Origin of the sequence: Pseudoduganella sp. UC29_71, assembly GCF_042693265.1 — a bacterium.
Classification (GTDB): domain Bacteria; phylum Pseudomonadota; class Gammaproteobacteria; order Burkholderiales; family Burkholderiaceae_D; genus Rugamonas.
This window is the reverse complement of the sequence record NZ_CP170549.1, coordinates 6,468,417-6,491,274: the sequence shown is the minus strand read 5'-3', so window position 1 is coordinate 6,491,274 and position 22,858 is coordinate 6,468,417. Positions and strand designations below refer to the sequence as shown.

19 protein-coding genes are annotated in these 22,858 nt (G+C 67.3%); 5 read left to right on the top strand and 14 right to left on the bottom strand.

Going from position 1 to position 22,858, the window contains the following annotated elements:
• The first annotated feature begins 42 nt into the window (after positions 1–42).
• Complete coding sequence (locus ACFJI2_RS28975) at positions 43–483, top strand: hypothetical protein (protein WP_377702941.1); 441 nt, start codon at positions 43–45, stop codon at positions 481–483.
• Here the strand turns inward: ACFJI2_RS28975 and ACFJI2_RS28970 are convergent.
• The gene (locus ACFJI2_RS28970) at positions 455–2,080 is read right to left on the bottom strand and encodes a PLP-dependent aminotransferase family protein (RefSeq protein WP_377702940.1); all 1,626 of its coding nucleotides are present in this window, start codon (positions 2,078–2,080) and stop codon (positions 455–457) included. The two genes, ACFJI2_RS28975 and ACFJI2_RS28970, sit on opposite strands and share 29 nt — an antisense overlap.
• A gap of 68 nt (positions 2,081–2,148) precedes the next feature.
• Here ACFJI2_RS28970 and ACFJI2_RS28965 point away from each other — a divergent pair, with 68 nt between their 5' ends.
• Complete coding sequence (locus tag ACFJI2_RS28965; RefSeq protein ID WP_377702939.1) at positions 2,149–2,790, top strand: pyridoxamine 5'-phosphate oxidase family protein; 642 nt, start codon at positions 2,149–2,151, stop codon at positions 2,788–2,790.
• 13 nt (positions 2,791–2,803) lie between these two features.
• Here the strand turns inward: ACFJI2_RS28965 and ACFJI2_RS28960 are convergent, their stop codons facing one another.
• From ACFJI2_RS28960 to ACFJI2_RS28915, 10 genes are all read right to left on the bottom strand, one after another.
• The gene (locus ACFJI2_RS28960; protein WP_377702938.1) at positions 2,804–4,441 is read right to left on the bottom strand and encodes a hypothetical protein; all 1,638 of its coding nucleotides are present in this window, start codon (positions 4,439–4,441) and stop codon (positions 2,804–2,806) included.
• Positions 4,438–6,678 (bottom strand): hypothetical protein, encoded by a 2,241-nt coding sequence (locus ACFJI2_RS28955; RefSeq protein WP_377702937.1) that lies wholly within the window; start codon positions 6,676–6,678, stop codon positions 4,438–4,440. The genes ACFJI2_RS28960 and ACFJI2_RS28955 overlap by 4 nt, the downstream gene beginning before the upstream one ends.
• Positions 6,662–7,810 carry a BatA domain-containing protein gene (locus tag ACFJI2_RS28950; RefSeq protein WP_377702936.1) on the bottom strand — a complete coding sequence of 383 codons (1,149 nt, stop codon included), beginning with the start codon at positions 7,808–7,810 and terminating at the stop codon, positions 6,662–6,664. The genes ACFJI2_RS28955 and ACFJI2_RS28950 overlap by 17 nt, the downstream gene beginning before the upstream one ends.
• The gene (locus tag ACFJI2_RS28945; protein WP_377702935.1) at positions 7,807–8,742 is read right to left on the bottom strand and encodes a DUF58 domain-containing protein; all 936 of its coding nucleotides are present in this window, start codon (positions 8,740–8,742) and stop codon (positions 7,807–7,809) included. Before ACFJI2_RS28945 ends, ACFJI2_RS28950 begins: the two co-directional genes overlap by 4 nt.
• Before the next feature lie 12 nt (positions 8,743–8,754).
• Positions 8,755–9,753 carry an AAA family ATPase gene (locus tag ACFJI2_RS28940; protein WP_377702933.1) on the bottom strand — a complete coding sequence of 333 codons (999 nt, stop codon included), beginning with the start codon at positions 9,751–9,753 and terminating at the stop codon, positions 8,755–8,757.
• Complete coding sequence (locus tag ACFJI2_RS28935) at positions 9,750–10,370, bottom strand: DUF4159 domain-containing protein (protein ID WP_377702931.1); 621 nt, start codon at positions 10,368–10,370, stop codon at positions 9,750–9,752. Before ACFJI2_RS28935 ends, ACFJI2_RS28940 begins: the two co-directional genes overlap by 4 nt.
• Positions 10,371–10,377: 7 nt before the next feature.
• A complete protein-coding gene (locus ACFJI2_RS28930; RefSeq protein WP_377702930.1) occupies positions 10,378–11,715 on the bottom strand; it encodes a TldD/PmbA family protein in 1,338 nt (445 codons plus the stop codon).
• A 14-nt stretch (positions 11,716–11,729) separates the two neighbouring features.
• Positions 11,730–13,367: a TldD/PmbA family protein gene (locus tag ACFJI2_RS28925; protein ID WP_377702929.1), complete on the bottom strand. Its 1,638-nt coding sequence runs from the start codon at positions 13,365–13,367 to the stop codon at positions 11,730–11,732.
• A 191-nt stretch (positions 13,368–13,558) separates the two neighbouring features.
• Positions 13,559–14,896: a TldD/PmbA family protein gene (locus ACFJI2_RS28920; protein WP_377702928.1), complete on the bottom strand. Its 1,338-nt coding sequence runs from the start codon at positions 14,894–14,896 to the stop codon at positions 13,559–13,561.
• Positions 14,897–14,912: 16 nt separating this feature from the next.
• Positions 14,913–16,550 carry a TldD/PmbA family protein gene (locus tag ACFJI2_RS28915; protein WP_107869923.1) on the bottom strand — a complete coding sequence of 546 codons (1,638 nt, stop codon included), beginning with the start codon at positions 16,548–16,550 and terminating at the stop codon, positions 14,913–14,915.
• 286 nt (positions 16,551–16,836) lie between these two features.
• Here ACFJI2_RS28915 and ACFJI2_RS28910 point away from each other — a divergent pair, with 286 nt between their 5' ends.
• From ACFJI2_RS28910 to ACFJI2_RS28900, 3 genes are all read left to right on the top strand, one after another.
• The gene (locus ACFJI2_RS28910) at positions 16,837–17,643 is read left to right on the top strand and encodes a class I SAM-dependent methyltransferase (RefSeq protein WP_377702927.1); all 807 of its coding nucleotides are present in this window, start codon (positions 16,837–16,839) and stop codon (positions 17,641–17,643) included.
• 141 nt (positions 17,644–17,784) lie between these two features.
• Positions 17,785–18,513, top strand: coding sequence for an aquaporin Z (aqpZ, locus tag ACFJI2_RS28905; protein WP_377702926.1), 729 nt, complete (start codon positions 17,785–17,787; stop codon positions 18,511–18,513).
• A 6-nt stretch (positions 18,514–18,519) separates the two neighbouring features.
• Positions 18,520–19,362, top strand: a complete 843-nt coding sequence (locus ACFJI2_RS28900; protein ID WP_377702925.1) for a hypothetical protein — start codon at positions 18,520–18,522, stop codon at positions 19,360–19,362.
• Here the strand turns inward: ACFJI2_RS28900 and ACFJI2_RS28895 are convergent, their stop codons facing one another.
• The 3 genes from ACFJI2_RS28895 to ACFJI2_RS28885 are packed head-to-tail and all read right to left on the bottom strand — an operon-like array spanning position 19,363 to position 22,824.
• On the bottom strand, positions 19,363–20,973 hold the full coding sequence (locus ACFJI2_RS28895) for a serine hydrolase (RefSeq protein ID WP_377702924.1): 1,611 nt from the start codon (positions 20,971–20,973) through the stop codon (positions 19,363–19,365).
• Positions 20,970–21,467, bottom strand: a complete 498-nt coding sequence (locus ACFJI2_RS28890; protein ID WP_377702923.1) for a leukotriene A4 hydrolase C-terminal domain-containing protein — start codon at positions 21,465–21,467, stop codon at positions 20,970–20,972. Before ACFJI2_RS28890 ends, ACFJI2_RS28895 begins: the two co-directional genes overlap by 4 nt.
• A complete protein-coding gene (locus ACFJI2_RS28885) occupies positions 21,415–22,824 on the bottom strand; it encodes a M1 family aminopeptidase/hydrolase (protein WP_377702922.1) in 1,410 nt (469 codons plus the stop codon). Before ACFJI2_RS28885 ends, ACFJI2_RS28890 begins: the two co-directional genes overlap by 53 nt.
• Positions 22,825–22,858 lie beyond the last annotated feature (34 nt).

The window sequence follows — 22,858 nt, the reverse complement described above, 5'->3', positions numbered from 1 at the left end:
TGGAGCGCACCGTGCGGTAACCACACGCGTGAAACCACCACCATGGCAGCCACCAACGCCGGCAACAGCCTGCAGTTCAACCTGAAGACCGATTTCTACGCCAACCTCAATTGCACCGGTGCGGTTATCGCCACCGCCACGTATTCGGGGTCCGTGGTCACGCTCAATTTCACCAACACCGTGCAAAACGCCAGCATCAAGCTCGCCAGCGGCGAAACCGTCACGGGGACGGTGGACGTGGGTTCGGCAGTGGCCAACGGCCAGACCGTCACGCTGAGCGGCACGGGCGTCACCTCGCGCATCGTCGACGGCAAGATCGTCTGGCGCCTTGAATTCAGCGAAGGCTCGGCCGACGCGCAGTTCGAGCCACTCAGCGGCACCGGCACCGGCGCACTCACGCTGCGCAACGGCGAGCTGTGGACGCTGGTCCCAGCCGGCACGGGCGGCACTAGCTTCAGCGTCGAGAACCGCCTGACGCGCTAAGCGCAGGGCGCGCCTCGTAGGCGGCCAGGTGGATCACTGCCGCCAGCCGCCGCACAAAGCCATCCATCAGGTCCACCGGAATCTGCGCATAGCCGAGCATCAGGCCGTGCCAGGCCGGGGCGCGTCCTTCGCCCGCTCCCGCTCCCGCTCCCGGTCCCGTTCCCGCTCCCGCTCCCGGTCCCGTTCCTGCGCCTGCCGTGGCGTGCGAGCCGAGCGAATGCGCCACGATGCCTTGCCGCAGCAGGCGCGCGCTGATGTCGGCGTCGTCCAGCGCCGGGTCCGTAAAACGCAACGCCAGGTGCATGCCGGCCGAGGCGCCGTGCACTTCCGCGATGGCGCCGAGGTGCCGCTGCAGCGCCGCCACCAGCACGTCGCGCCGCTGGCGGTACAGGCGGCGCATGCGGCGCAGGTGCAGGGCGAACTGGCCGCTGCGCAGGAACTCGGCCAGCGCCAGCTGATCGGCCACACGCCCGCGCGCGGCGGACTGCGCGCGCATCCTCGCCAGCGGCTCGGCCAGGCCCTGCGGCGCCACCAGGAAGCCGATGCGCAGCGCCGGGAACATGGTCTTGCTGAAGGTGCCCAGATACAGCACCGGCGCGGCCGGCGCCAAGCCCTGCATGGCCGACAGCGGCGGGCCGTCGTGCCGGAACTCGCTGTCGTAGTCGTCCTCGATGATCAGCGCGCCGGCCGCGCGCGCGTGCTCGATCAGCGACAGCCGCCGCTCCAGTGTCAGCACACCGCCCAGCGGATACTGGTGCGAGGGCGTGGTGTAGATCAGGCGCGGCGGACGGCTGAGCCAGTCCCGCGGCGTGGGCGCAATGCCGTCTTCGTCCACGGCGATGCCCTCCACCTTCAAACCCGCGCCGCGAAACGCGGCCAGTGCGCCCAGGTAGCCGGGGTGTTCAATCCACACGGTGTCGCCGTCGTCGGCGCAGGCGCGGGCGCAGAGATCCAGGCTGCTTTGCGTGCCGTCCGTGATGAAGACCTGGCTGGCGTCGCACAGCACGCCGCGCGAGGCGCGCAGATGATCGGCGATGGCGGCGCGCAGCACCAGCTCGCCGGCCGGATCGCCATAGTTCAGTTGCGCGGGATTGAGGCCGCGCCAGGTCTTGTCCAGCAGGCGGCGCCAGTGCGCGGCGGGAAAGGCGTCCAGCGCCGGCACGCCGGGCACGAAGGCGCCCATCTGGTGGGCCGGGCCGCCCACCTCGCGCAGGTTGCGGGCGCGGCGCGACAAGCTGGGATGCGGTGCGCCCGCAGCCGGCGCGGCAGCCGTTGCAGCCGTTGCAGCCGTTACAGCCGTTGCAGCTCCCGCCGCCCTCGCCGCCACCGCTACCGCAGTGACGGGCGCAACCAGCGTGCCGCGCCGGTCGCTCACGGCGTAGCCCTCGCACACCAGCTGCTCATATGCGTACAGCACCGTATTGCGCGCCATGCCCAGCTCGGCCGCCAGGGTGCGCGTGGCAACCAGCCGCGTGCCCGCCGCCAGTGTGCCGTCGCGGATTGCCGCGCGCAGGCATTCATGCAGCATGCGCTGGCGCGGCCAGCCCTGCTGCGCGTGCTGCTGCATGAAAGACGAAACGAGCAGAGAGTAGTCCATCGTGGCTCCAAAATATTCGATCACCCTGGACCTTTTTTCAGGGCCAGAAGTTGATTATATTGCCAAATATGAAAACACATCCAACAACCCGCACCCGCGTACGCCGCATTCCCACCAACGCCAGCTACGAGACGGCCACGCTGCACGCCATCGTCGACGACGCCTACGTCTGCCACATCGCCTTCACCGACGACAGCGGCCCGCACTGCATCCCCACCGCCTGCTGGCGCGAAGGCGGCCATCTGTACATCCATGGTTCGAACGGCAGCCGCATGCTCAAGCGCCTGGCGGAAAGCGAAGCCTGCGTCACCATCATGCACATCGACGGCCTGGTCATGGCCCGTTCGGCTTTCAACCACTCGATGAACTACCGCTCGGCCATGGTGTACGGCCAGTTTGAAGTCGTGGAAGGCGACGCCAAGCGCGGCGCGATGGAAGCGTTCATGGAACAGCTGCTGCCGGGCCGCCAGGCGCAAATACGGGGCGGCAGCGACAAGGAATACGCCGCCACCACCGTGATGCGCATTTCACTGGAAGAAGCGGCGTGCAAGGTGCGCGCCGGCGGCCCGGAAGACGACGAAGAGGACATGGCCATCGACACCTGGACCGGCGTGCTGCCGCTGCAGCGCGTGCGCGCCGCTCCCATCCCGGCCGAAGGCGCAGGCGATGCTCCCGCCTACATTCAACAGTGGCAGCACCGCGCGGGCTGATCCGGGTGCGGCGTCAGGACCGCTCTCGGCGCCAGAGCAGCAGCAGGCTGGCGCCGCAGATCAGCGCGAACGGCCAGGATGGCAATGGCGTACGCGGGCTGCCGGCGGTTGCCGGCTCAGGGGAGCGGGCGGCGTAGCGCGCCGTGGCGTCCTGGCGCAAGGCCTGCTGCCACGAGGGCCAGTCGTTTGCAGCATAGATGTAAATGCTGTGCTGCGAATCGCCACTGCGCAGCGTCTGCCAGCCGGCTTGCTGCGGCCAGAAAGCGGCGCAGACGGCGTCCGCCTTGGCGCGGCGCGCTTGCAACCGTGCCGCAGCCTGGCCGTCAATGTGCAGTGCGGCGCCGGCATCCGCGCCTTCGATGCAGACTTCGGTGCGCAGGCCGGCGAGCGGCATGGGGTCGTCCTGCTGCCAGCGGATTTTCTGCGTGGCGCCGGAGGCGGCGGTGTCGAACAATGCTTGCCACCATTGGCCGAGCGCGGCGGGCGACGAGATGCCATAGCGGTGCCAGTCCGATACGCCTACCCATACAATGCGTCCCTTCTTCCAAGTGCGCTGCCAGAGCCAGGGGCGGCCCTTGTCATCCGCTGCGGCGGCGGCCCAGGTGTCGCCCGGCATCCCTGCGGGATTCAGCGCGGCGGGCGGCATGGCACGCTGCTCGCCGCCGATGCTGAACTGGCGCTGGTCTTCCTTTTCGGTGGTCGGGGACTGGGGCAACAGGCGTAGGGCCAGTTCGCGCTGCCAGATGGCGGCATCGCCTGCATTGCCGGCCAGGATAATGAGTGGCACGCCTTGCCCAGTCTGCGCCAGCAGCGCGGCGCGCGCCGGGGCAGGCTGCGCTTCGAACCAGGCTGCGTCGATAATCTGCGCGTTCGGCTCGGTCAGCCCGGTGCGCGCAGCCTCGGCGCGGCTCAGGCCTTTGCCCAGCGTGGTTTGCCAGTCGAGCGCGGCTCTGCTGTCGGTGAGCAGCTGGTTCAGCGCACGGGCGTCGAATGATGGCGCGCCGAAGCGGCCTATGATCTGGAGTGGAACGGGCGGCGTGACTTGCAGCGGTACCGGGCCTTGTGCGACTGCCTTGCCGCCGGCATCGAGCAGGCGCGCTTGCAGCAGCAGTTGCTCGGCGAGCGGCGGCTGCCAGGAGAGCGTCAGCGGGCCGGCGGCTGCGGACCTGGCGGATTCGGCGAGGAGCTGGCCGTTCTCGGCCAGCAGCTGCAGGCGCCAGCCGGGCTGCGAGGCGGTATGCTGCGCCGTTAGCCTGAAGCTGCGGCCTACGGGCAGCGTACGGGGGAAGTCGAGGCGCAGCAAGTCGCCCTGCGGCGCGGTCCAGCGCAGGGGACGCGCTGGCAGGTCGTCCCACTGCGCCGCGCGCAGGCCATGCCCGGTGAGCGTGATGGAGCCGGCTTGCGGAACGGCGAGCAAGGCGCGCGATAAGGCGTCGCCCGGCGCATCGGTTGCGATGGCGATTGCACCGGCGCTGGCAGCGGGCTGCGTGGGACCGGCCAGCATTGCGGCCAGTGCGGCAGCGGCCAGCAGCGCCAGGGCCGCATTGAGCGGCCGGCGTTTGCGCGCGTACAGCGCTGCGCTGAGCAAGCCTGCCAGCAGCACGCCCGCGCTGGCCCATCCGGCGCCGGACCAGTCGATACTCGCCATCATGGCTGCTCCTTGCCGCGCCAGGCCTGGCGGAATTTACTGTCGGACTGCGGCTGCGCTTGCAGGACCACTGCCGGCGCTGTCAGCGTGGCGCGCAAGTAGGCGCGCAGCACGGCGCGGCAATCGGTGCAGCCGTCGGCTACATCTTGCACCGCGCGCTGCGCGGCCAGCTTCTGCTCATCCCCGCCTATGCGCGCAGCGATGATTTCGCGCGCGCTCTTGCTCCACAAGGCCGGCAGCGCCCCGCCTGCGCCCAGCGCCTGCACTAGCTCGCGCACTTCCTGCGGCACCTTGTCGTCCGCTGCGCCCTGCGTGCGCTTGTAGCTCTGCGCGCCGACCACGTCGCCGGTCAGGCGCTTTTCTTCCTTGATAGCCGGCGGCACGAAGGCGGTGCGGTGCAGGTACACGCGTTCGGCCTGCTGCAGCTCCTTGATGGCATCCAGCGCCTTATATTCGGGCGCCAGCGCGGCCCTGGGCGACACGGCGCGCAGTTGCTTCTCGGCGTCCCACATGGCTTTCAGCGCGCGGCGCAGTACTTCCTTGGTCTTAGGGTCGAAGATGGTGGCGTTGTCGGTTTCGTCGTGCTTGTGGCCGAACTCGGCGACGATGCTGGCCATGCTGCCGTCCTTGAGTCCGCCACCGCTGGGCGCATGGGCGGCCCCATGTTCATGTTCATGTTCATGTTCATGTTCATGTTCGTGTTCGTGCTCGTCGCCGAACAGCGTCGATTCCTCGCCCAGGAACTGGCCATAGCGCAGGCGCAGGCGGGACTGGTCGCCGGCGATGGCTTCGCTGCGTTCGCGCAGCGTGGCGGCATTCAGCTTGGGCATGTCGGCCAACAGCTGCTCGGTATCGATGATGATCTGGCGCTGGCTGCGCAGGCTCTCTGGCTTGACCATGGTGGGCAGCGCGGAGGATTCCAGGCTTTCGGATTGCGGGCCTGGCAGGCGCAGCGTGTAGGTGGGCGTTTGCGCGGTGTGCGGCTGGCCGGGCGCGTTGTCGGTGGCGCGCAGGAAGAAATACAGCTCGTCGCCGGGCTCCATGCCCAGTTCAGCGAGGGACCAGTTTTTCTGCCAGTTGCGCGTGCGCGGGTCCGGCGATTTCGGCAGCGGCATTTCGCGGTCGCTGAAACGGATGTTCTCGCCGCTGCCGCGCGCCAGGGTCAGGTGCAGGCTTGCGCGGGCGATGCCGTAGTCGTCGCGTGCGGCCACCGACAGCTGGACGGTTTGCGCGCCGGCGGGCAGCACCTGGATCGCTTCGGTGGGCGCGACGATGGAAACTTGCGGAGCCTGGTCGATGGTGACGCGGATGTTATGGCGGCCGGCGTTGCCGCTGCCGCTGGCGCCGCGCACGCGCCAGAAAAGGGACTCGGTGGCGGTCCAGGTGGCGCAGTCCCCTGACAGGGCGAGGGCTTGGCCGTCGCTCAGTTCGATGGTGGCGGGCGGTTCGCCGGCGCGCTTGTAGCACCAGCGTACCTGGCTGTGCTGGGGCACCTGGATGTCGCCGGCGTCGGACTCGAAGGCCGCCACCATGGTGTAAGCGGGCGGGGTGATGCGCAGGACGATGTCGCCCGGCGCAGCCAGTTTGGTTTGGCTTGGGGCGGACTTGCCGGCTGAACGTGCAGGGGCGGCGTTGGCCAGTTGCCAGCCGTAGGCGCATGCCGCGCCCAGCACGCTCGCAGCGATGGGCAGGACAGCAAGGCGGATGCGGGCGCGCGCGATGGCGCGGTAGTCATCTTCGCGCAGTACGTCGAGCAGGCGCGCTTGCAGGCGGGTGCGCTGCAGGCGGGCGATGGGGGTAGCCGGTTCGGCTGCGAGCAGCGTGCTGCTGTCTTCCAGCGCGGGAACGGCGGCGTCCAGCCAGCGTGGCCATTCGGCGTTGACGCGGCGGCGCAGAGCGCGCACATCAAGCACCAGCCAGGCCAACCAGGCTAACAGCAAAGCGAGTGGCGCGGCGGCGAAGCCGATTGACGGGGCGGCGGATGCGGCGGCAGATGCAGCGGAGGATGCGGCGGCGGATGCGGCGGCAGATGCAGCGGAGGATGCGGCGGCTGATGCGGCGGCTGATGCGGTGGCGGCTATGCCTGCGGCGACGCCGGCGGGCGCGCGCTGCGCCGCTGTGAGCGCCAGAAGGAGCAACAGGGGCAGCAGCGTGGCGCCCCACAGCGGTGCGCGGCGCAGCAGGACGGCGCGCCACAACTGGCGCTGCACGGTGGAGCGGAAGTCAGCGTCGGCGGACATGGGTCATCAGGCGTTCAAGGGCAAACAAGGCAAGCAGGACGTAGGCCAGCCAGGCGGCGGGCGGCGTGTTCGGCATGGCCAGCGGGGTGCTGCGGCGCGGCGGGAGCTGCACGGCGGGCATGGGGTATGGCTGGGCGGGGCGGGACAGCGCCTGCCAGCTCTCGTACAGGACGCTGGCAGCTTCGGCGCTCCGGGGCGGGAAGGCTGAGGAGATCCAGAGACGGCCGCGCGGGCTGTCAGTGATCTGGAGCGGGAGGCCGTTGATGGTCAGCGGCTTGGCCGGGGGCTCGCTGGCGCCGAATGCGGCCGCAGGACCAGGCGCGGGCAGCCACCAAAGCGGCGCTCGCCAGCCAGGCGGAGGCGCCGCCGGCGAGTCCCAGACGATCAGCCCTGTGCTGGTGCCCGGCTTGTCTTCAATGACGTAGTGCCCACCACCGGCAGCGTCGAACGCGGCAAACAACGCGCGCCACGCGGCCATGCGCTCCGGCGGCGCGGACACGACAACGCGGTGTTCAGCGCGCTGGGCAGCATCCGGCGCGCCGGCTGCGGGCGCGGGGGTGGGCAGTATGCGGATGTCGGTGGCATGCGCCAGCCTTGGGATCTGCGCGGGCATGGGGATGGATTCGGCGAGGACCAGCAGGCGCGCGCCGGGGCGCCACTCGTGCTCATTCGCCTGTAGCCATTGCAAGGCGTTGCCGGGCAGCGGCATGCGCGGCGCAGCGCTCATGCCAGCGGCGGCGATCTGCTGTTCGAGCCAGGCGGATGGCGCCGGTGCGCCTCTGCGCGCAGACACGCTCGCGGGACCGCGCAATTGCGCCGGCTCGGGAGAACTGGCGGCCTGGCTCGTGCGGGCGGCTAGCGCGGGATCGATGAACACGGTGTCGCCGCGCCACGGCATCGTGGTGGCGGCGAGCCAGGCGATCAGGGCGGCGAGCAGCAGGCAGCGCAGGGCCAGCAGGGTCAGGTCTTCCCAGCGCCAAACACGCGCGGTCTGCGGTGGGGCGGCGGGCAGGAAGCGGGCAGTGGCCAGCGGTTCCGATTTGACGCGCTGGCGCTTCTGGCGGTGCCACCAGATGGGCAGCAGCAGCACGGGCAACGCCAGCCACCACAAGGCCTGGCCGCTAGCGATCATCGCGCCCTCGCACGTGGCGATGCCAGCTGCAGCCAGCCGCGCAGCACCGTCGTCAATGCCTGCTCGATGCGCGCCTCGTAATAGGGAACGTCATGCTGGCGGCAAGCGCCGCTGACCGCCGCAAAATGCGCGCTCAGCGCGGCGCGGTAGGCGGCGCGGCCGGATTCGTCGAGCAAATGCAGACGCGCTGCGGCGGCGCCGGCGCCGCCGCCTTGCGCGAGCGGCGTGTCGGCCTCCGGATCGCGGTAGCCGGAGCCAGGGTTAAAGCTGGCGTCGACTTCGGCTTGGGTGCGCACGGCCAGCAGGCGCACGTCGTGCTGCATATGGCGCAGGCGCAGCAGCGTTTCGGAAAGTGGCGACGGCCACTCCAGGCAGTCGCTGGCGGCGAACACCAGGCTGGGCGCGCGCGCGAAATGCAGGCTGGATTTGAGCGTGGCCGCGTCCGGCATGGCGCCCTGCGCACGCGCCCTGGCCAGCTGCGCCAGCACGCGCTGCAACTGGCGCGGGCCGCGCGAGGCGGGCGTAAATTCGGTGCGGCCGTCCGTGCATACCACCAGCCCGAACGCGTCGCCCTGCCGCTGCGCCACGGCGGCGATGCAGCCCAGCACCGTGGCGGCGAAACGCAGCTTGTCCACATTGGGCACTTCGCGGCTCGGTTCGGACATCGATGCGGTGGCGTCCAGCCAGAGCCAGGTGGCGACGTGGCTGTCGCGCTCCGCTTCGCGCACGTAGTAGCGGTCCGCGCGCGCCAGCAGCTTCCAGTCGACGCGGCGCCACTCGTCGCCCGGCGCGTAAGCCCGGTACTCGGAGAACTCCACGCCCGCGCCGCGCTCGCGGCCCGCGTGGATGCCGTGACCCAGCCCCGCCAGCACGTGGCGGATAATCAGGTCCAGGTCGTTGGTATGCGCCAGCAGCGCGGGTGAGTCCAGCATCTGCAGTCCAGCTTAGTCCGGGCGGATATCGTTGCGCAGCGCGGCCAGGATGTCTGCGATGGCCACGCCGTCCGCTTCCGCTTCGAAGTTGCGCAGCACGCGGTGCGCCAGCACAGGCAGCAGCATGGCGGCGATGTCCTCGCGCGTGACGGCCAGCCGGTTGTGCATCAGCGCGCGCGCCTTGGCGGCCAGCACCAGCGCCTGCCCCGCGCGCGGACCGGCGCCCCAGCCCACGTGCTTGCGCACCGCCGCCACACTGCTTTCCTTCGGCCGCGTGGCACGCACCAGCCGCGTCGCGTACACCAGCAGGTGTTCGCCGATCTCAATGTCGCGCACCAGCTGCTGCAAGCGCAGCAAGGCGGCCACGTCCATCACCGGTTGCGCATCGGCCAGCCCGGCGTGCGTGGTGGCCGATACCATCGCCACCTCCTCCGCTTCAGTCGGATAGCCGACGTCGATGCGCAGCAGGAAGCGGTCCAGCTGCGCTTCCGGCAGCGGATAGGTGCCGGCCTGCTCGATCGGGTTCTGAGTGGCCAGCACGAAGAACGGTTTGGGCAGCTTGTGCGTCTGGCCCGCGAAGGTGACGGCGCGTTCCTGCATCGCCTCCAGCAGCGCGGACTGTGTTTTCGGCGGCGCGCGGTTGATCTCGTCCGCCAGCAGCACCTGCGTGAACACGGGTCCTTGCTGGAAGCGGAACTCGCGCTTGCCGGTGGCGTGTTCCTCTTCCAGGATCTCGGTGCCGACGATATCGGACGGCATCAGGTCCGGCGTGAACTGCACGCGGCGGAATTCCATCTCGGTGGCCTGTGCCAGCGATTTCACCAGCAGCGTCTTGCCCAGCCCCGGCACGCCCTCCACCAGCGCGTGGCCGCCGCCCAGCAGGCAGATCACCAATGAGTCGATAACGTCCTGCTGGCCGATAATCACCTGCGACATGCTGGCCTTGAGCGCAGCCACCTTGGCGCACAGCGCGCCGATTTCGTTTTCGTTCCACTGCACCGACACTGTCATGCTCCCAATGCGTACTGAATTATGTTGACCGCGAAGCGGGTGTTGTCCACCACCAGCCAGCGCTTGTTGCGGAAGTCGTAGTCCCACTCGCAGCCGTAGTCCTTGTTGCTGTACAAGACCCGCACGCGGCCGCCGAACTCGATCGCCTTCAGGTAGTCGTGCACCAGGTCGTCGCCCCAGCCGTTCAGCTCCACGCTGGTGTTGGGCGGGCCGTCGAACTTGAAGAAGCTGGAATACACCGGATGGTTGTTCGGGATCTTGTGCAAGGCTTTCGGGCCGAACATCTTCGCCAGCTCGGCCTCGAAGGATTTGGAGAACAGGCCGTCGATGTCGTGGTTGCAGTCATCCACGAAGACGAAGCCGCCGCCCCGCACGTAGCGCTCGAAGTTCTTGCGCTCGGCGGGCGTGAACTGCACCAGCTTGTGGCCGGCCAGGTAGCAGAACGGCGCTTCGAGCATCCTGGGATCGGACAGCGCCACGATGCGCTCAACGGGATCGACGCGCAAAGTCGTGTATTCGACCAGCGAGTTGAGCACGTTGCTCGGCATGCGGATGTCCACATCCCAGTCGCCCGACTCGTAGGTCAGGCGGGTGAAGTAGAAGTCGAAGCTGGCCATGCAATCCTTATACGGCGTCCGACAAGGAAGTGAAGTTGAAGTCGCGCACCTTCATCGCCGGCAGCAGCATCTGGAAGCTGGAGTTGGTGCCGCCCACGACCACCGGCTTGCCCAGTTCTTCGATGTTGTTCAGCATGGCGACCGGGCTTTCGTTGAAGCGGAAGTTCTTGATCGGGTGCTTGATCTTGCCGTTCTCGATGTAGAAGGTGCCGTCGCGCGTCAAGCCGGTGAGCAGCTGCGATTGCGGATCGACCATGCGGATGTACCAGGTGCGCGTGACCAGCACGCCCTTCTTGGTGCTGGCGATAAGCTCCTCGGTGGACTTGCTGCCGCCGGCCATGATGATGTTGCCGTGGCGGCCGATGGCGCGCTTGCCCTGCTTCTGCGCCCAGTAGCGCGTGTAGTCCATGCCCGCCACCACGCCGTTCTTGATGATGTCCGCGCGCTCGCGCGCCAGCATGGAAGCGCCGTCCCACGGCAGCACCGGCACATCCGGGTTCCACGGGTCGGCCCATACGTTCACCTGCTCGTCGTACAGCTTCTCTCCCACGCGGTTGCCGCCGCCCTTCTTCGACAGGAAGCTGCGGCCCTCGTCCGCGTTGCGGGCGTCGAAGGCGCCGAACATGAAGTTCAGCATGTCGGAGGTGGCATCCGGTTCCAGTATCACCGTGTAGCGGCCCGGTTCCAGCGCCTTGGCGTCCACCGAGCGCGCCGCCTTTTCGATGGCGATGGCCGACGCTTCGCGCGCGTCGAACTTGCCGGCGTCGTTGGCGTAGCGCTTGGCCCAGCCGGAGCCGCGTCCGTCTTCGGTGCGGGTGGTGACGGTGAATCCGAGGCTGGTCAGTTCCTGGTAGCCGAACACGCCGTTCGAGTTGGCGTGCGCCTGGAACGAGGTGTTATCGTCGAAGAAGCCGGCCGCCTTCAGGTTGGCCTTGCGCGCCGCCTCGATGCTGCGGAACGCCACTTCGGCGCGGTACTCGGGGTCGATGGCGGCGGTGTTCTTGTGCCAGGTAGGCGTGGCCTTGTACTGCTGCGCCTTCACGTTGGGCATGAACTCCGGATTCTCAGGCGCCAGGCGCGCCACGTCTTCGGCGCGGCGCACGGCCTTTTCCAGCGACTTGTCGTCAAACTCGTTGATGGTGGCGGTGCCCACGCGCTTGCCGAAGGAGACGGTGACGTTGAGCTGCGTGTCCTCGGCCAGGCCGGCGGTGGACACGGCGTTGTTGGCATAGCGGATATTGCCTTCGCGCTCGCCGCTCAGGTTGACGCGGCATCCATCGGCCTTCGAGAAGGCGATGGTCTTTTCGCAGATGCGCTTGGCTTCTTCCTGGGTCAAAAATTTCATCTTGCGCTAGCTCCTTAGCCGATCTTGCGGGCGGTGTTAATGACGTTCACGCCGTTGAAGCGCGTGGTGCTCGAACCGTGCGACACGGCGCTCACCTGGGAAGGCTGGCCCTTGCCGTCGAAGAAGGAGCCGCCCATGCGCCAGTCGCGCTCGTCGCACATGGCCGAGCAGGCGTTCCAGAATTCCTGGGTGTTGGACTGGTAGGCCACGTCTTCCAGCGGCTGGGTGATCTTGCCGTCCTTGATCTCGTAGAACAGCTGGCCGCCGAACTGGAAGTTGTAGCGCTGCTGGTCGATGGAGAAGGAACCGCGTCCTGCGATGTAGATGCCCTTCTTCACATCCCTCACCAGTTCGTCCGGCGTGAGGCGCTTCTTGCCCGGCTGGAGCGACACGTTGGGCATGCGCTGGAACTGCACGCTGCTCCAGCTGTCCGCATAGGAGCAGCCGTGCGACTCTTTTTCACCGATGATGTGGGCCTGGTCGCGCGTGGCCTGGTAGTTCACCAGCACGCCGTCCTTGATGATGTCCCAGCGCTTGCACTGCACGCCTTCGTCGTCGTAGCCCACGGTGGCCAGCGCGCCCGGCGCGGTCTTGTCGGCCACGAAGTTGACGATGTCGGAGCCGTACTTGAATTTCTTCGACTGCCATTTGTCCAGCGTGGCGAAGCTGGTGCCGGCGTAGTTGGCCTCGTAGCCCAGCACGCGGTCCAGCTCCGTGGCGTGGCCGACCGATTCGTGGATGGTCAGGAACAGGTGCTCGGGGCTGAGCACCAGGTCGTACTTGCCCGGCTCCACGGTCTTGGCGCTGAGTTTTTCGCGCGCTTGCTTGCCGGCCGCGCGGGCGTCCTCGATCAGGTCGTAGCCGTCTTTGTACAAGGTGGTCACCCCGCCCGGCGCGCGGATCTTGTGCTCCGGTTTGGCGTCGAAGAATTCATAGCCCATGACGGCCGGAGAGGACAGGCCCTGGCGCGTGCGGAACTTGCCGCTGGCCTTGTCCACGGCGGTGGCGGTGAACGGCGACCAGAGGCGGTGCACGTCCTGGTCGATGTAGGAGCCGTCGGTGGAAGCGAAGTACTTCTGCTGGTTTACCTGGAACAGCGTGGACTGCATGAAGCTGGCACCCGCGTCCATGCCGGCCTTGTTGGCGGCGATCAGCATCTCGGCCTTGTCCTTGATGGGCACTGCGCGCCAGTCCTTCCTGAACGGGGTGGCCCAGGCCACTTCGCCCATGCCCTTGACGGGCGCCAGCTGCACCGGCGCGCTTTGCAGGCGCGCGTTGGCCTTGGCGATGGCCACCGCCTGGCGCGCGGCTTCGGCCACCGCGTCCAGCGTCATCACGTTGGTGGAGACGAAGCCGTAGGCGCCGTTGGCCAGCACGCGCACGCCCACGCCGCTCGATTCGGTGTTGACGATGTTCTCCACGTTCAGGTCGCGTGTGGTGATGAACTGGTTCAGGTAGCGGCCGATGCGCACGTCGCAGTAGCTGGCGCCGGCCTTGGTGGCGGCATTCATGGCGGCGTCGGCCAGCGACTTCTTGAACTGCACCGCCATGGGGTTAAGCAGCTCTTCGGCCGCGATCGCGTTGCCGAAGACAGGCACCAGCAGGGTGCCGCCGGTGATGGCACCCACCTTTAAAAATGTACGTCGTTCCACTTTTTCTCCTCACTGGGGGTTAGCGCCTGGGCGAGCGCCCTGCCTGACCCGCCATACATTGTCACTTTGCGCGCGTCTCGTGGACGCTTTGGCGGGTTACGGCTTCGCCTAACCCGCCCTACGTTGTTGCATTGCTCGCGTCGGGTGGGTGCGTAGGGCGGGTTAGCGCGCAGCGCGTAACCCGCCGAGTCTTATACCGCGTCCGACAGGGACGTGAAGTTGAAGTCGCGCACCTTCATCGCCGGGATCAGCAGCTTGTACGGCGACTCGTCGCCGCCCAGTATCACCGGCTTGCCCACTTCTTCAATATTGTTCAGCATCGTCACCGGGCTTTCGTTGAAGCGGAAGTTCTTGATCGGGTGCTTGATCTTGCCGTTCTCGATGTAGAAGGTGCCGTCGCGCGTAAGGCCGGTCAGCAGCAGCGATTGCGGGTCCACCATGCGGATGTACCAGGTGCGCGTGACCAGCACGCCCTTCTTGGTGTTGGCGATCAGCTCGGCCGTTTCCTTGTCGGTGCCGGCCATGATGAAGTTGCCCGGCGTGCCGACCGCGCGCTTGCCCTGCTTCTGCGCCCAGAAGCGCGAGTAGTCCAGCGCGGCGACCTTGCCGTTCTTGACGATGTCCATGCGCTCGCGCGCCAGGAAGCTGCCGCTGTCCCACGGCGTGACGGCGATGTCCTTGTCCCACGGGTCGGACCAGATGTTGACCTGCTCGTCGAACAGCTTGTCGCCCAGGCGGTTGGCGCCGCCCTTCTTGGACAGGAAGCTGCGGCCTTCGTCCGCGCTGCGCGCGTCCAGCGCACCGAACATATAAGCCAGCAGGTCGGAGGTGGCGGCTGGTTCCAGGATCACCGTGTAGCGGCCCGGCTCCAGCGCCTTGGCGTCCACCGAGCGCAGCGCCTTTTCGATGGCCACGTCGGACGCTTCCCTCGCATCGAACTTGCTCACGTCGCCCGCGTCGCGCCGCACCCAGCCCGAACCGCGGCCGTCTTCGGTGCGCACCGTCAGCGTGAAGTTCACGCCGGTTTCTTCCTGGTGGCCGAACACGCCGTTCGAGTTGGCCACCGCTTCGAAGGAGGTGCTGTCGGTGAAGAAGCCCGCCGCCTGCAGCTTGTTCTTGCGGCTGTTCTCGATGCTGTAAGCCGCCACCTGCGCGCGGAAGTCGGGGTCGATGGCCGCCGTGTTCTTGCTGTAGGTGTTGCTGGCCTTGTAGTCCTGCTTGCTCACCGCAGGCATGAATTCCGGATTGTCCGGCGCCAGGCGCGCCAGGTCTTCAGCGCGGCGTACGGCCTTTTCCAGCGACTTGTCGTCGAACTCGTTGATGCTGGCCACGCCCTGCTTCTTGCCGAAGGCAACGGCCACGGTCAGCTGGCTGTCCTCCACCAGGCCGGCGGTGGACACGGCGTTGCGCGCATAGCGGATGTTGCCGGTGCGGCTGCCGTTTACGCGCACTTCGCATTCGTCGCCCTTGGACAGCGACAGCACTTTGTCGCAAATGCGCTTGGTTTCTTCCTGACTCAAAATCTTCATGTCGTTAATCCTGTCCTCAGCCGATCTTGCGGGCGGTGTTGATCACGTTGATGCCGTTGAAGCGCGTGGTGCTCGAACCGTGCGAGACGATGGACACCTGCGATGGCTGGCCCTTGCCGTCGAAGAAGGAGCCGCCCATGCGCCAGTCGCGCTCGTCGCACATGGCGCTGCACGCGTTCCAGAATTCCTGGGTGTTGGACTGGTAGGCCACGTCCTCCAGCGGACGGGTGATCTTGCCGTCCTTGATCTCGTAGAACAGCTGGCCGCCGAACTGGAAGTTGTAGCGCTGCTGGTCGATCGAGAAGGAGCCGTCGCCGACGATGTAGATGCCCTTCTTCACGTCCTTGATCATGTCGTCCGGCGTCAGGCGCTTCTTGCCCGCTTCCAGCGATACATTGGGCATGCGCTGGAACTGCACGCTGCTCCAGCTGTCCGCGTACGAGCAGCCGTGCGATTCCTTCTCGCCGATGATGTGGGCCTGGTCGCGCGTGGCCTGGTAGTTCACCAGCACGCCGTTGCGGATGATGTCCCAGCGCTTGCACTTCACGCCTTCGTCGTCGTAGCCGACCGCGCCCAGCGAACCCGGGGTGGTCTTGTCGGCCACGATATTGACCAGGTCCGAGCCGTACTTGAACTTCTTCGACTGCCATTTGTCCAGCGTGGCGAAGCTGGTGCCGGCGTAGTTGGCCTCGTAGCCGAGCACGCGGTCCAGCTCCGTCGGATGGCCCACGGATTCATGGATGGTGAGCCACATGTGTTCGGGGCTGAGCACCAGGTCGTACTTGCCCGGCTCCACCGACTTGGCGGTCAGCTTGGCCTTGGCCTGCTTGCCGGCGTTGCGCGCGTCCTCGATCAGGTCGTAGGAGTTGCGGTACAGGGTGGTGACGCCGCCAGCGGCCTGGAACTTGTCTTCCTTGCGCGCGTCCAGGTATTCATAGCCCATGCCGACCGGGGACGACAGGCCGGAACGCGAGCGGAACTTGCCGGTGCCCTTGTCCACGGCGGTGGCGAAGAACGGCACCCACAGGCGGTGCACGTCCTGGTCGATATAGGAGCCGTCGGTGGAGGCGAAGTACTTCTGCTGGTTCACCTGGAACAGCAAGGACTGCATGAAGCTGGCGCCGGCGTCCAGGCCGGCCTTGTTGCCGGCGATGAGCAGCTCGGCCTTTTCCTTGATCGGCACGGCGCGCCAGTCCTTCTTGTACGGCGTGGCCCAGGACACGGTGCCCGCGCCCACCACCGGCGCCAGTTGCAGCGGCGCGCTTTGCAGTTTGGCGTTGGCCTTGGCGATGGCCACGGCCTGGCGCGCGGCGCCCGCCACGCCGTCCGGCGACACGTCGTTGGTGGCGGCGAAGCCGTAGGCGCCGTGGGCGATGACGCGCACGCCGACGCCGGCCGATTCGGTATTGGTGATGTTCTCCACGTTCAGGTCGCGCGTGGTGAGGAACTGGTTCAGGTAGCGGCCGATGCGCACGTCGCAGTAGCTGGCGCCGGCTTGGGTGGCCGCCGTCATGGCCGTGTCGGCCAGCGATTTCTTGAAGGCGGTGTCCGCCGGCTTGAGCAGCTCTTCGGCCGCGATCGCCCTGCCGTAGGCGGGCAGCAGCATCGTGCCCAGGGCCAAACCACTGATATTGAGGAATGCACGTCGTTCCATAATCTCTCCAAAAGAACCTTCGCCGGAAAGCACACCATGACGCAAGTTTTGTGCCATTGCAAATATTGTGTGGTCGGCTGTGACATTGCTGCGGCCGGGCTGCACCGCGGCTTGCCGATCGCAAGCGGACGGTGTCCGAAGTGTCCGCGCGAGTGTCCGGGCGGTGTCCGGGCAGTGTCCGGCACCGCAGCGGCGGACACTGTCAAATCCGCTTGACCCGGCACCCGAGTTCCCCGATGATCGGCGCAGGCGACCGCCACGCGTCGTCAACAACCTGGAGACATGCATGAAGAAACTGATACTCGGCGCCGTGATCGCCTGCGGCCTGGCCGGCCCCGCCCTGGCGGACGACGCCCTGAAAGCGGCCATCGCCAATCCCGCGCGCACGCCGGCCAACGTGGCGCGCGACCCGGCCCGCCATCCTTACGAGACGCTCACCTTCTTCGGCATCAAGCCGACCATGACGGTGGTGGAGCTGTCGCCGGGCGGCGGCTGGTACACCGAGATCCTCGGCCCCTACCTGCGCAAGGACGGCAAGCTGATTGCCGCCGGCAGCACGCCCGGCTCGGCCAACGAGAACGTGCGCAAGGCCGCGGCCCGTTTCCAGGAAAAGCTCAACGCCGTGCCGGCCTCGTACGACAAGGTGGTGCTGGGCGCCTTCGAGCCGAACAACAACGTGTTCAGCTACGCGCCGAAAGGCAGCGCCGACATGGTGCTCACCTTCCGCAACATCCACAACTGGATCGGCAACGGCGACGCCAGCCTGAAGGCGCTGTTCGCCAGCGTGTATGACACGCTGAAGCCGGGCGGCGTGTTCGGCGTGGTGGAGCACCGCCTGCCGGCCAGCGTGAAGCAGGACGACAAGGCCAGCTCCGGCTACGTGCATGAAGCCTATGTGATCAAGCTGGCCGAGAGCGCGGGCTTCAAGCTGGCCGCGAAGTCCGAAGTCAACGCCAACCCCAAGGACAAGGCCGACCATGAAGGCGGCGTGTGGGCGCTGCCGCCGACCTACACCAACAAGGACAAGGACCGCGCCAAGTACGAAGCCATCGGCGAGAGCGACCGCATGACGCTCAAGTTCGTCAAGCCTTAAGCCCCAGGCCCGGCGCCGGCCTGCAGCGCGCCGGCAGCCCGCTTACAGCCCGCCGCCGCGCGGCGGCGGGCGATCCAAGGATGGACATTTCGCGCCCCCCGGTATAAATTGTTAATTCGTTAAATTTACTAAGGGGGGTACATGAAATCATATGGCGCGGAATTTGTCGGCACCTTCTGGCTGGTGCTGGGCGGCTGCGGCAGCGCGGTGCTGGCAGCGGCGTTTCCCGGCGTCGGCATCGGCCTGCTGGGCGTATCGCTGGCTTTCGGCCTGACCGTGCTGACGATGGCGTACGCCATCGGCCACATTTCGGGTTGCCACCTGAATCCTGCGGTATCGATCGGCCTGTGGGCCGGCGGCCGCTTCCCCGCCAGCAAGCTGCTGCCCTACATCGTGGCGCAGGTGCTGGGCGGGATCGCCGCCGGCGGCGTGCTGTACCTGATCGCCAGCGGCAAGGCTGGCTTCAGCCTGGCCGGCGGCCTGGCGTCGAACGGCTACGGCGAGCATTCGCCGGGCGGCTATTCGCTGACCGCCGCGCTGGTCACTGAAGTGGTGATGACGATGATGTTCCTGATCGTGATCCTGGGCGCCACCGACCGCCGCGCGCCGGCCGGCTTCGCGCCGCTGCCTATCGGGCTGGCGCTGACCCTGATCCACCTGATCAGCATCCCCGTCACCAACACCTCCGTCAATCCGGCGCGCAGCACCGGCGTGGCCGTGTACGTGGGCGACTGGGCGGTGGGCCAGTTGTGGCTGTTCTGGCTGGCCCCTATCGTCGGCGCCGTGCTGGGCGCGCTGGTGTACCGCTTGATCGCACAGGACGAAGCGGCCGCCGTGCCGGAAACCGTCGCGCCGGTCAAGGCGGCCTAAGGTTCCATGCCGCCGCTACGGCTGCTGGCAGGCCTGCTGCTGCCTTTGCTGGCGGCGGCGCTGCCTGCACCGGCTGCGGCGCGGCAAAGCGCCGCCGCGCCGCAGCGCTTTGTACTGCCGGCCGTATCGGCCAGCGCACGCGAGCATGCCGCCTACTTCCCTCGCCTGCTGCGCCTTGCGCTGGACAAGACCGTCGCCACCGACGGCCCCTACGAGCTGGCCTACTACGGCAACGAGCTGACCAGCTTGCGGCGCAATATTGAACTCAAAAACAATGGCGTGATCAACGTGATGTGGGACGGCGCCAACCGCCAGCGCGAAGCCGAACTGCTGCCGGTGCGCATTTCCCTGATCAAGGAGTTGAACGACTACCGCGTGTTCCTGATCCGCAGCGAAGACGCGGCCCGCTTCGCCGCGGTGCGCACGCTGGACGAGCTGCGCAAGCTGAAGGCCGGCGCCGGCGCGAACTGGCCGTCGGCCGACGTGCTGCGCTTCAATGGCTTGCCGGTGGAGACTTCCGGCGGCTACGAATACCTGTTCCCCATGCTGCGCGTGAAACGCTTCGACTACATGCCGCGCGGCGCGCAGGAGGCATGGGCGGAGATGGAGCTGCACCAGGGCGAAGGCCTGCAAGTGGAGAGCACCATTTTCCTGCACTACCGCGTGCCCTTCTATTTCTTCGTCAGCCGCAGCCGGCCGGAGCTGGCGGCGCGCATCGAACGCGGACTGCGCATGGCGCAGAAGGATGGCAGCTTTGAGCGGCTGTTCAACAGCATCCCCGCCTTCCAGCGCGGGATGGCGGAGATCGCGGCGCGCAAGCGCCGCGTGTTCGAGTTGCGGTTGCCCTGACTACTTCTTCGGCGGAGGAACCGGCGTCAGGTTCAGGTCCTGGAAGTCGTAGCTGAAGTCGGTCTCGGCCGACACCGGCTTCATCTTCATGCGCTCGATGCTGCCGTCCGGATTCAGCGCGAAGCTGACGTAGGCGTCGGCGTTGAAGTTGCGCTGGCGCCAGCGCACGATGAAGGTGTCGTGCTGGAAGTGCTCCAGGTCGCCCACCAGGTCCGGCGTTTTCACGAAGCGCATCACCTGCTTCTGGCCCTCGCGCTTGATGGTCACCAGGCCGTACCACGGGTCCTGGTATTCGCCTTCGTATGCCGCCAGCGCCAGCGAGGGCGACGACTTGGCCGCGCGCGCGGACGAGGCCTTGCCCACCTTGGCCAGTTCTTCCTTGTGCTTGGCCTGCTCGTCAGCCGCCACGATGCCGATCCAGTCGGTGGCCGGCGCGTTCATGTACTGGTCCAGCAGGCGCCATTGCAGCGCGGCCATCGAACCGCTGTTTTCGGCGTTGGTCAGGATGGCGATGCCCAGTTTCTCTTCCGGCACCATCAGCACGCGCGAGTAGAAGCCTTGCAGCGCGCCGCCGTGCAGGGCGATCTTGCGGCCACGGTAGTCGCGCAGCTGGAAGCCCAGGCCGTAGGCGGCGAAGTTGGGCCTGGTGGCGGCCAGCGGCGGCTTCGGCTCGCTGATCTTCATCGGCGTCTGCGCGGTCCACATTTCGCGCAGCTGTTTTTCGCTCACCAGTTGCTTGCCGTCCGGCGTCTTGCCGCCGCCCAGCAGCATATTCATCCAGCGCGCGATGTCTTCGGCGCTGGTGTTGATGCCGACCGCGCCGATGGCGTTCTCCACCGGCATGGGCTTGACCACGGTGGTGGTTTCGCCGACCTTGCTGTGCGGGGCCGAATAATCGGCCGTCTTCAGCATGTCCGCCACGCTGGTGGTGGTGCCGTCCATGCCCAGCGGCGCCAGGATGCGCTCGCGCACCGCCTCGCTCCATGGCTTGCCGGCCTTGTCGGCGATGATCTTGCCGGCCACGATGTAGAGCAGGTTGTCGTAGGCGTAGCTGTTGCGGAAGCTGGTGGCGGGCTTGATGTAGCGCAGGCGGTCGATGATTTCGTCGCTGGTGAAGGTGGAAGTGGGCCACCACATCAAATCGCCCGCGCCCAGGCCCAGGCCGCTGCGGTGGGTCAGCAGGTCGCGCACGGTCATGGAGCCGGTGACGTAGGAGTCATACATCTGGAAACCCGGCAGGTGCCTGGTGACGGGGTCGTCCCATTGCAGCTTGCCTTCGTCCACCAGCATGGCCAGCGCGGCCGCCGTGAAGGCCTTGGAATTGGACGCCACCTCGAACAGCGTGCGGCCCGTGACCGGCGCCGGGTCGCCCAGCTTGCGCACGCCGTAGCCCTTGGCGGCGATGACCTTGCCGTCCTTGACGATGGCGATGGCGATGCCCGGCACGTCGAACGTTTTCAGGACACGGTTCACGTCCGCGTCCAGGTCGAAGGCGGCCTGCGTGGACGCTGCGGAAGCGGCAGGGGCCGGGACCGGCGTCGCATCCGCCCACGCGGCAGTGCTGAAGGCCAGCAGCAGCGCGGCGGCCAGTTTGGTGCTCACTGCTGTCATTTTTTCTCCTGCAGCTTGTTGACGGCTTTCTGGGTATCCGGGTGATAGCGAGGACGGGCTTCCTTGTACAGCGCCAGCGCCCAGTCGCGGTCGGCCGGGTTCTTCAGCAGCGCGGTGTACAGCGGCAGCACGAACTTCTTGCGGCCGACGCTCATCAGGAAGCTTTTCAGCGGCGCGCGCACGTCGTAGCCGGCCTTCACGGAAGCCAGGTAGAAGCGGAACGCCACTTCGTTGTTGCCGGTCCTGGCCAGGCCGAACGCCTGGTCCAGTTCCTTCAGCTGGGCCGCCGTGGCCTTGCCGTCGATGTCGTTCAGGAAGTGCATCCACTCGATGGCGATCCAGTTCTTGGTGGCCAGGCTGGCGGTGGGCAGTTCGCCGCTCAGCCAGGCGTCGCGCTGCGCATCCAGTCCAGCCAGGCGCGGCGACGTGACGCGCTTGGCGCTAGCCGGCACGCCGGCGCCGTACAGCCACTCGTCCAGTTCGGCCTGGGTCATCACCTCGGGATGCTGGGCCAGCAGGTTTTTTCTGCAGGTAGCTCACGAACTGCTCGGTGGTGGCCGACTGGAAGGCGTGCTGGTCGAACCAGCCGCGCAGGAAGGGATCGAACACGGCGCGGCCGGCGCGCTGCTCCAGCGTGTGCAACAGCCAGGCGCCCTTCGGATAGGCCAGGCCCTCGTCGGTGTAGGTGGCGCTGCCGGTGTCCGGGTCGCGCGTGATGAGCGCCTGCTTGGCCTGCGGGATGTCCTTCAGCGACGCGAACAGTTCTTCCTGCTCCAGCTGCAGGCCCATCTGCGCCACCTCGGCGCCGTACAGGCTTTCCACGATGCGCGTGGTGACGTAGGTGGTGAAACCTTCGTTCAGCCACCAGTGCTTCCACGACGCGTTGGTGACCAGGTTGCCGGACCAGGAGTGCGCCAGTTCGTGCGCGATCAGGTCCACCAGGCTGCGGTCGCCCGCGATCATGGTGGGCGTGAGGAAGGTCATGCGCGGGTTTTCCATGCCGCCGATGGGGAAGGACGGCGGCAGCACGATCATGTCGTAGCGCCCCCAGCGGTAAGGGCCGTACAGCGATTCGGCCGCGTCTATCATCTTCTCGGTATCGGCCAGCTCGTAGGCGGCGGCGTCGATGCGGGCCGGCTCGGCGTACACTGCGGTGCGCGGGCCGAGGTTGCGCACTTCGATCTCGCCGATGGCGATGGCCAGCAGGTAGGACGGAATCGGCTGCGGCATCTTGAATTTCCAGCCGCCCTGGCCGGTGCCCTTCTGGTCGTTCTCGGCGCTCATCACCACGCGCAGGCCGGACGGCGCTTCCACGCGCGCGCTGTAGGTGAAGCGCACGGCGGGCGTGTCCTGCACCGGCGCCCAGGAGCGCGCATCGATGGTTTCGGACTGGCTGAACATGAAGGGACGCTTGCCGGACATGGTCTGCTGCGGCGTCATCCACTGCAGCGCGGACGCGGTGGGCGCGGTGCGGTAGTACACGCGCACCTTCTCGGGCTGGTTGGCCAGCGCGATGCGCAGCGCCTGGCCCTTCTCGGCGTCGGGCTTGTCCATCATGTAGGAAGCGGCGCTCCAGCGGCCATTCGGCTGCAGCACCTGCACCTTGGCGATGCTGAGCTGGCGCGTGTCTAGCACCAGCGAGCGGGCCGACTTGTCGAGCCAGCTGAGGGTCAGTTCGGCGTAGCCGCTGAGTGTCTTGCGGTTGAAATCCGCTTTCAGGTCAAGGTGCAGGTCCGTGGTGCGGACCTGGTCGTAGCGGGCATAGCTGAGCGGGTCTTGCGCCATGGCGGCGCTTCCGGTCTGGGCCAGCAGCGCACACAACAGCAAGCGCAGGGGGGTATGGTTTTGCATAGGCTTCTTTGGTTAAGAAAGGGCGCGGAGCAGA

Bases quoted from the DNA above. Each gene is read 5' to 3' on its own strand.
- ACFJI2_RS28975 (WP_377702941.1), top strand. From the start codon at position 43: ATGGCAGCCACCAACGCCGGCAACAGCCTGCAGTTCAACCTGAAGACC.
- ACFJI2_RS28970 (WP_377702940.1), bottom strand. From the start codon at position 2,080: ATGGACTACTCTCTGCTCGTTTCGTCTTTCATGCAGCAGCACGCGCAG.
- ACFJI2_RS28965 (WP_377702939.1), top strand. From the start codon at position 2,149: ATGAAAACACATCCAACAACCCGCACCCGCGTACGCCGCATTCCCACC.
- ACFJI2_RS28960 (WP_377702938.1), bottom strand. From the start codon at position 4,441: ATGATGGCGAGTATCGACTGGTCCGGCGCCGGATGGGCCAGCGCGGGC.
- ACFJI2_RS28955 (WP_377702937.1), bottom strand. From the start codon at position 6,678: ATGTCCGCCGACGCTGACTTCCGCTCCACCGTGCAGCGCCAGTTGTGG.
- ACFJI2_RS28950 (WP_377702936.1), bottom strand. From the start codon at position 7,810: ATGATCGCTAGCGGCCAGGCCTTGTGGTGGCTGGCGTTGCCCGTGCTG.
- ACFJI2_RS28945 (WP_377702935.1), bottom strand. From the start codon at position 8,742: ATGCTGGACTCACCCGCGCTGCTGGCGCATACCAACGACCTGGACCTG.
- ACFJI2_RS28940 (WP_377702933.1), bottom strand. From the start codon at position 9,753: ATGACAGTGTCGGTGCAGTGGAACGAAAACGAAATCGGCGCGCTGTGC.
- ACFJI2_RS28935 (WP_377702931.1), bottom strand. From the start codon at position 10,370: ATGGCCAGCTTCGACTTCTACTTCACCCGCCTGACCTACGAGTCGGGC.
- ACFJI2_RS28930 (WP_377702930.1), bottom strand. From the start codon at position 11,715: ATGAAATTTTTGACCCAGGAAGAAGCCAAGCGCATCTGCGAAAAGACC.
- ACFJI2_RS28920 (WP_377702928.1), bottom strand. From the start codon at position 14,896: ATGAAGATTTTGAGTCAGGAAGAAACCAAGCGCATTTGCGACAAAGTG.
- ACFJI2_RS28915 (WP_107869923.1), bottom strand. From the start codon at position 16,550: ATGGAACGACGTGCATTCCTCAATATCAGTGGTTTGGCCCTGGGCACG.
- ACFJI2_RS28910 (WP_377702927.1), top strand. From the start codon at position 16,837: ATGAAGAAACTGATACTCGGCGCCGTGATCGCCTGCGGCCTGGCCGGC.
- aqpZ (WP_377702926.1), top strand. From the start codon at position 17,785: ATGAAATCATATGGCGCGGAATTTGTCGGCACCTTCTGGCTGGTGCTG.
- ACFJI2_RS28900 (WP_377702925.1), top strand. From the start codon at position 18,520: ATGCCGCCGCTACGGCTGCTGGCAGGCCTGCTGCTGCCTTTGCTGGCG.
- ACFJI2_RS28895 (WP_377702924.1), bottom strand. From the start codon at position 20,973: ATGACAGCAGTGAGCACCAAACTGGCCGCCGCGCTGCTGCTGGCCTTC.
- ACFJI2_RS28890 (WP_377702923.1), bottom strand. From the start codon at position 21,467: ATGACCCAGGCCGAACTGGACGAGTGGCTGTACGGCGCCGGCGTGCCG.
- ACFJI2_RS28885 (WP_377702922.1), bottom strand. From the start codon at position 22,824: ATGCAAAACCATACCCCCCTGCGCTTGCTGTTGTGTGCGCTGCTGGCC.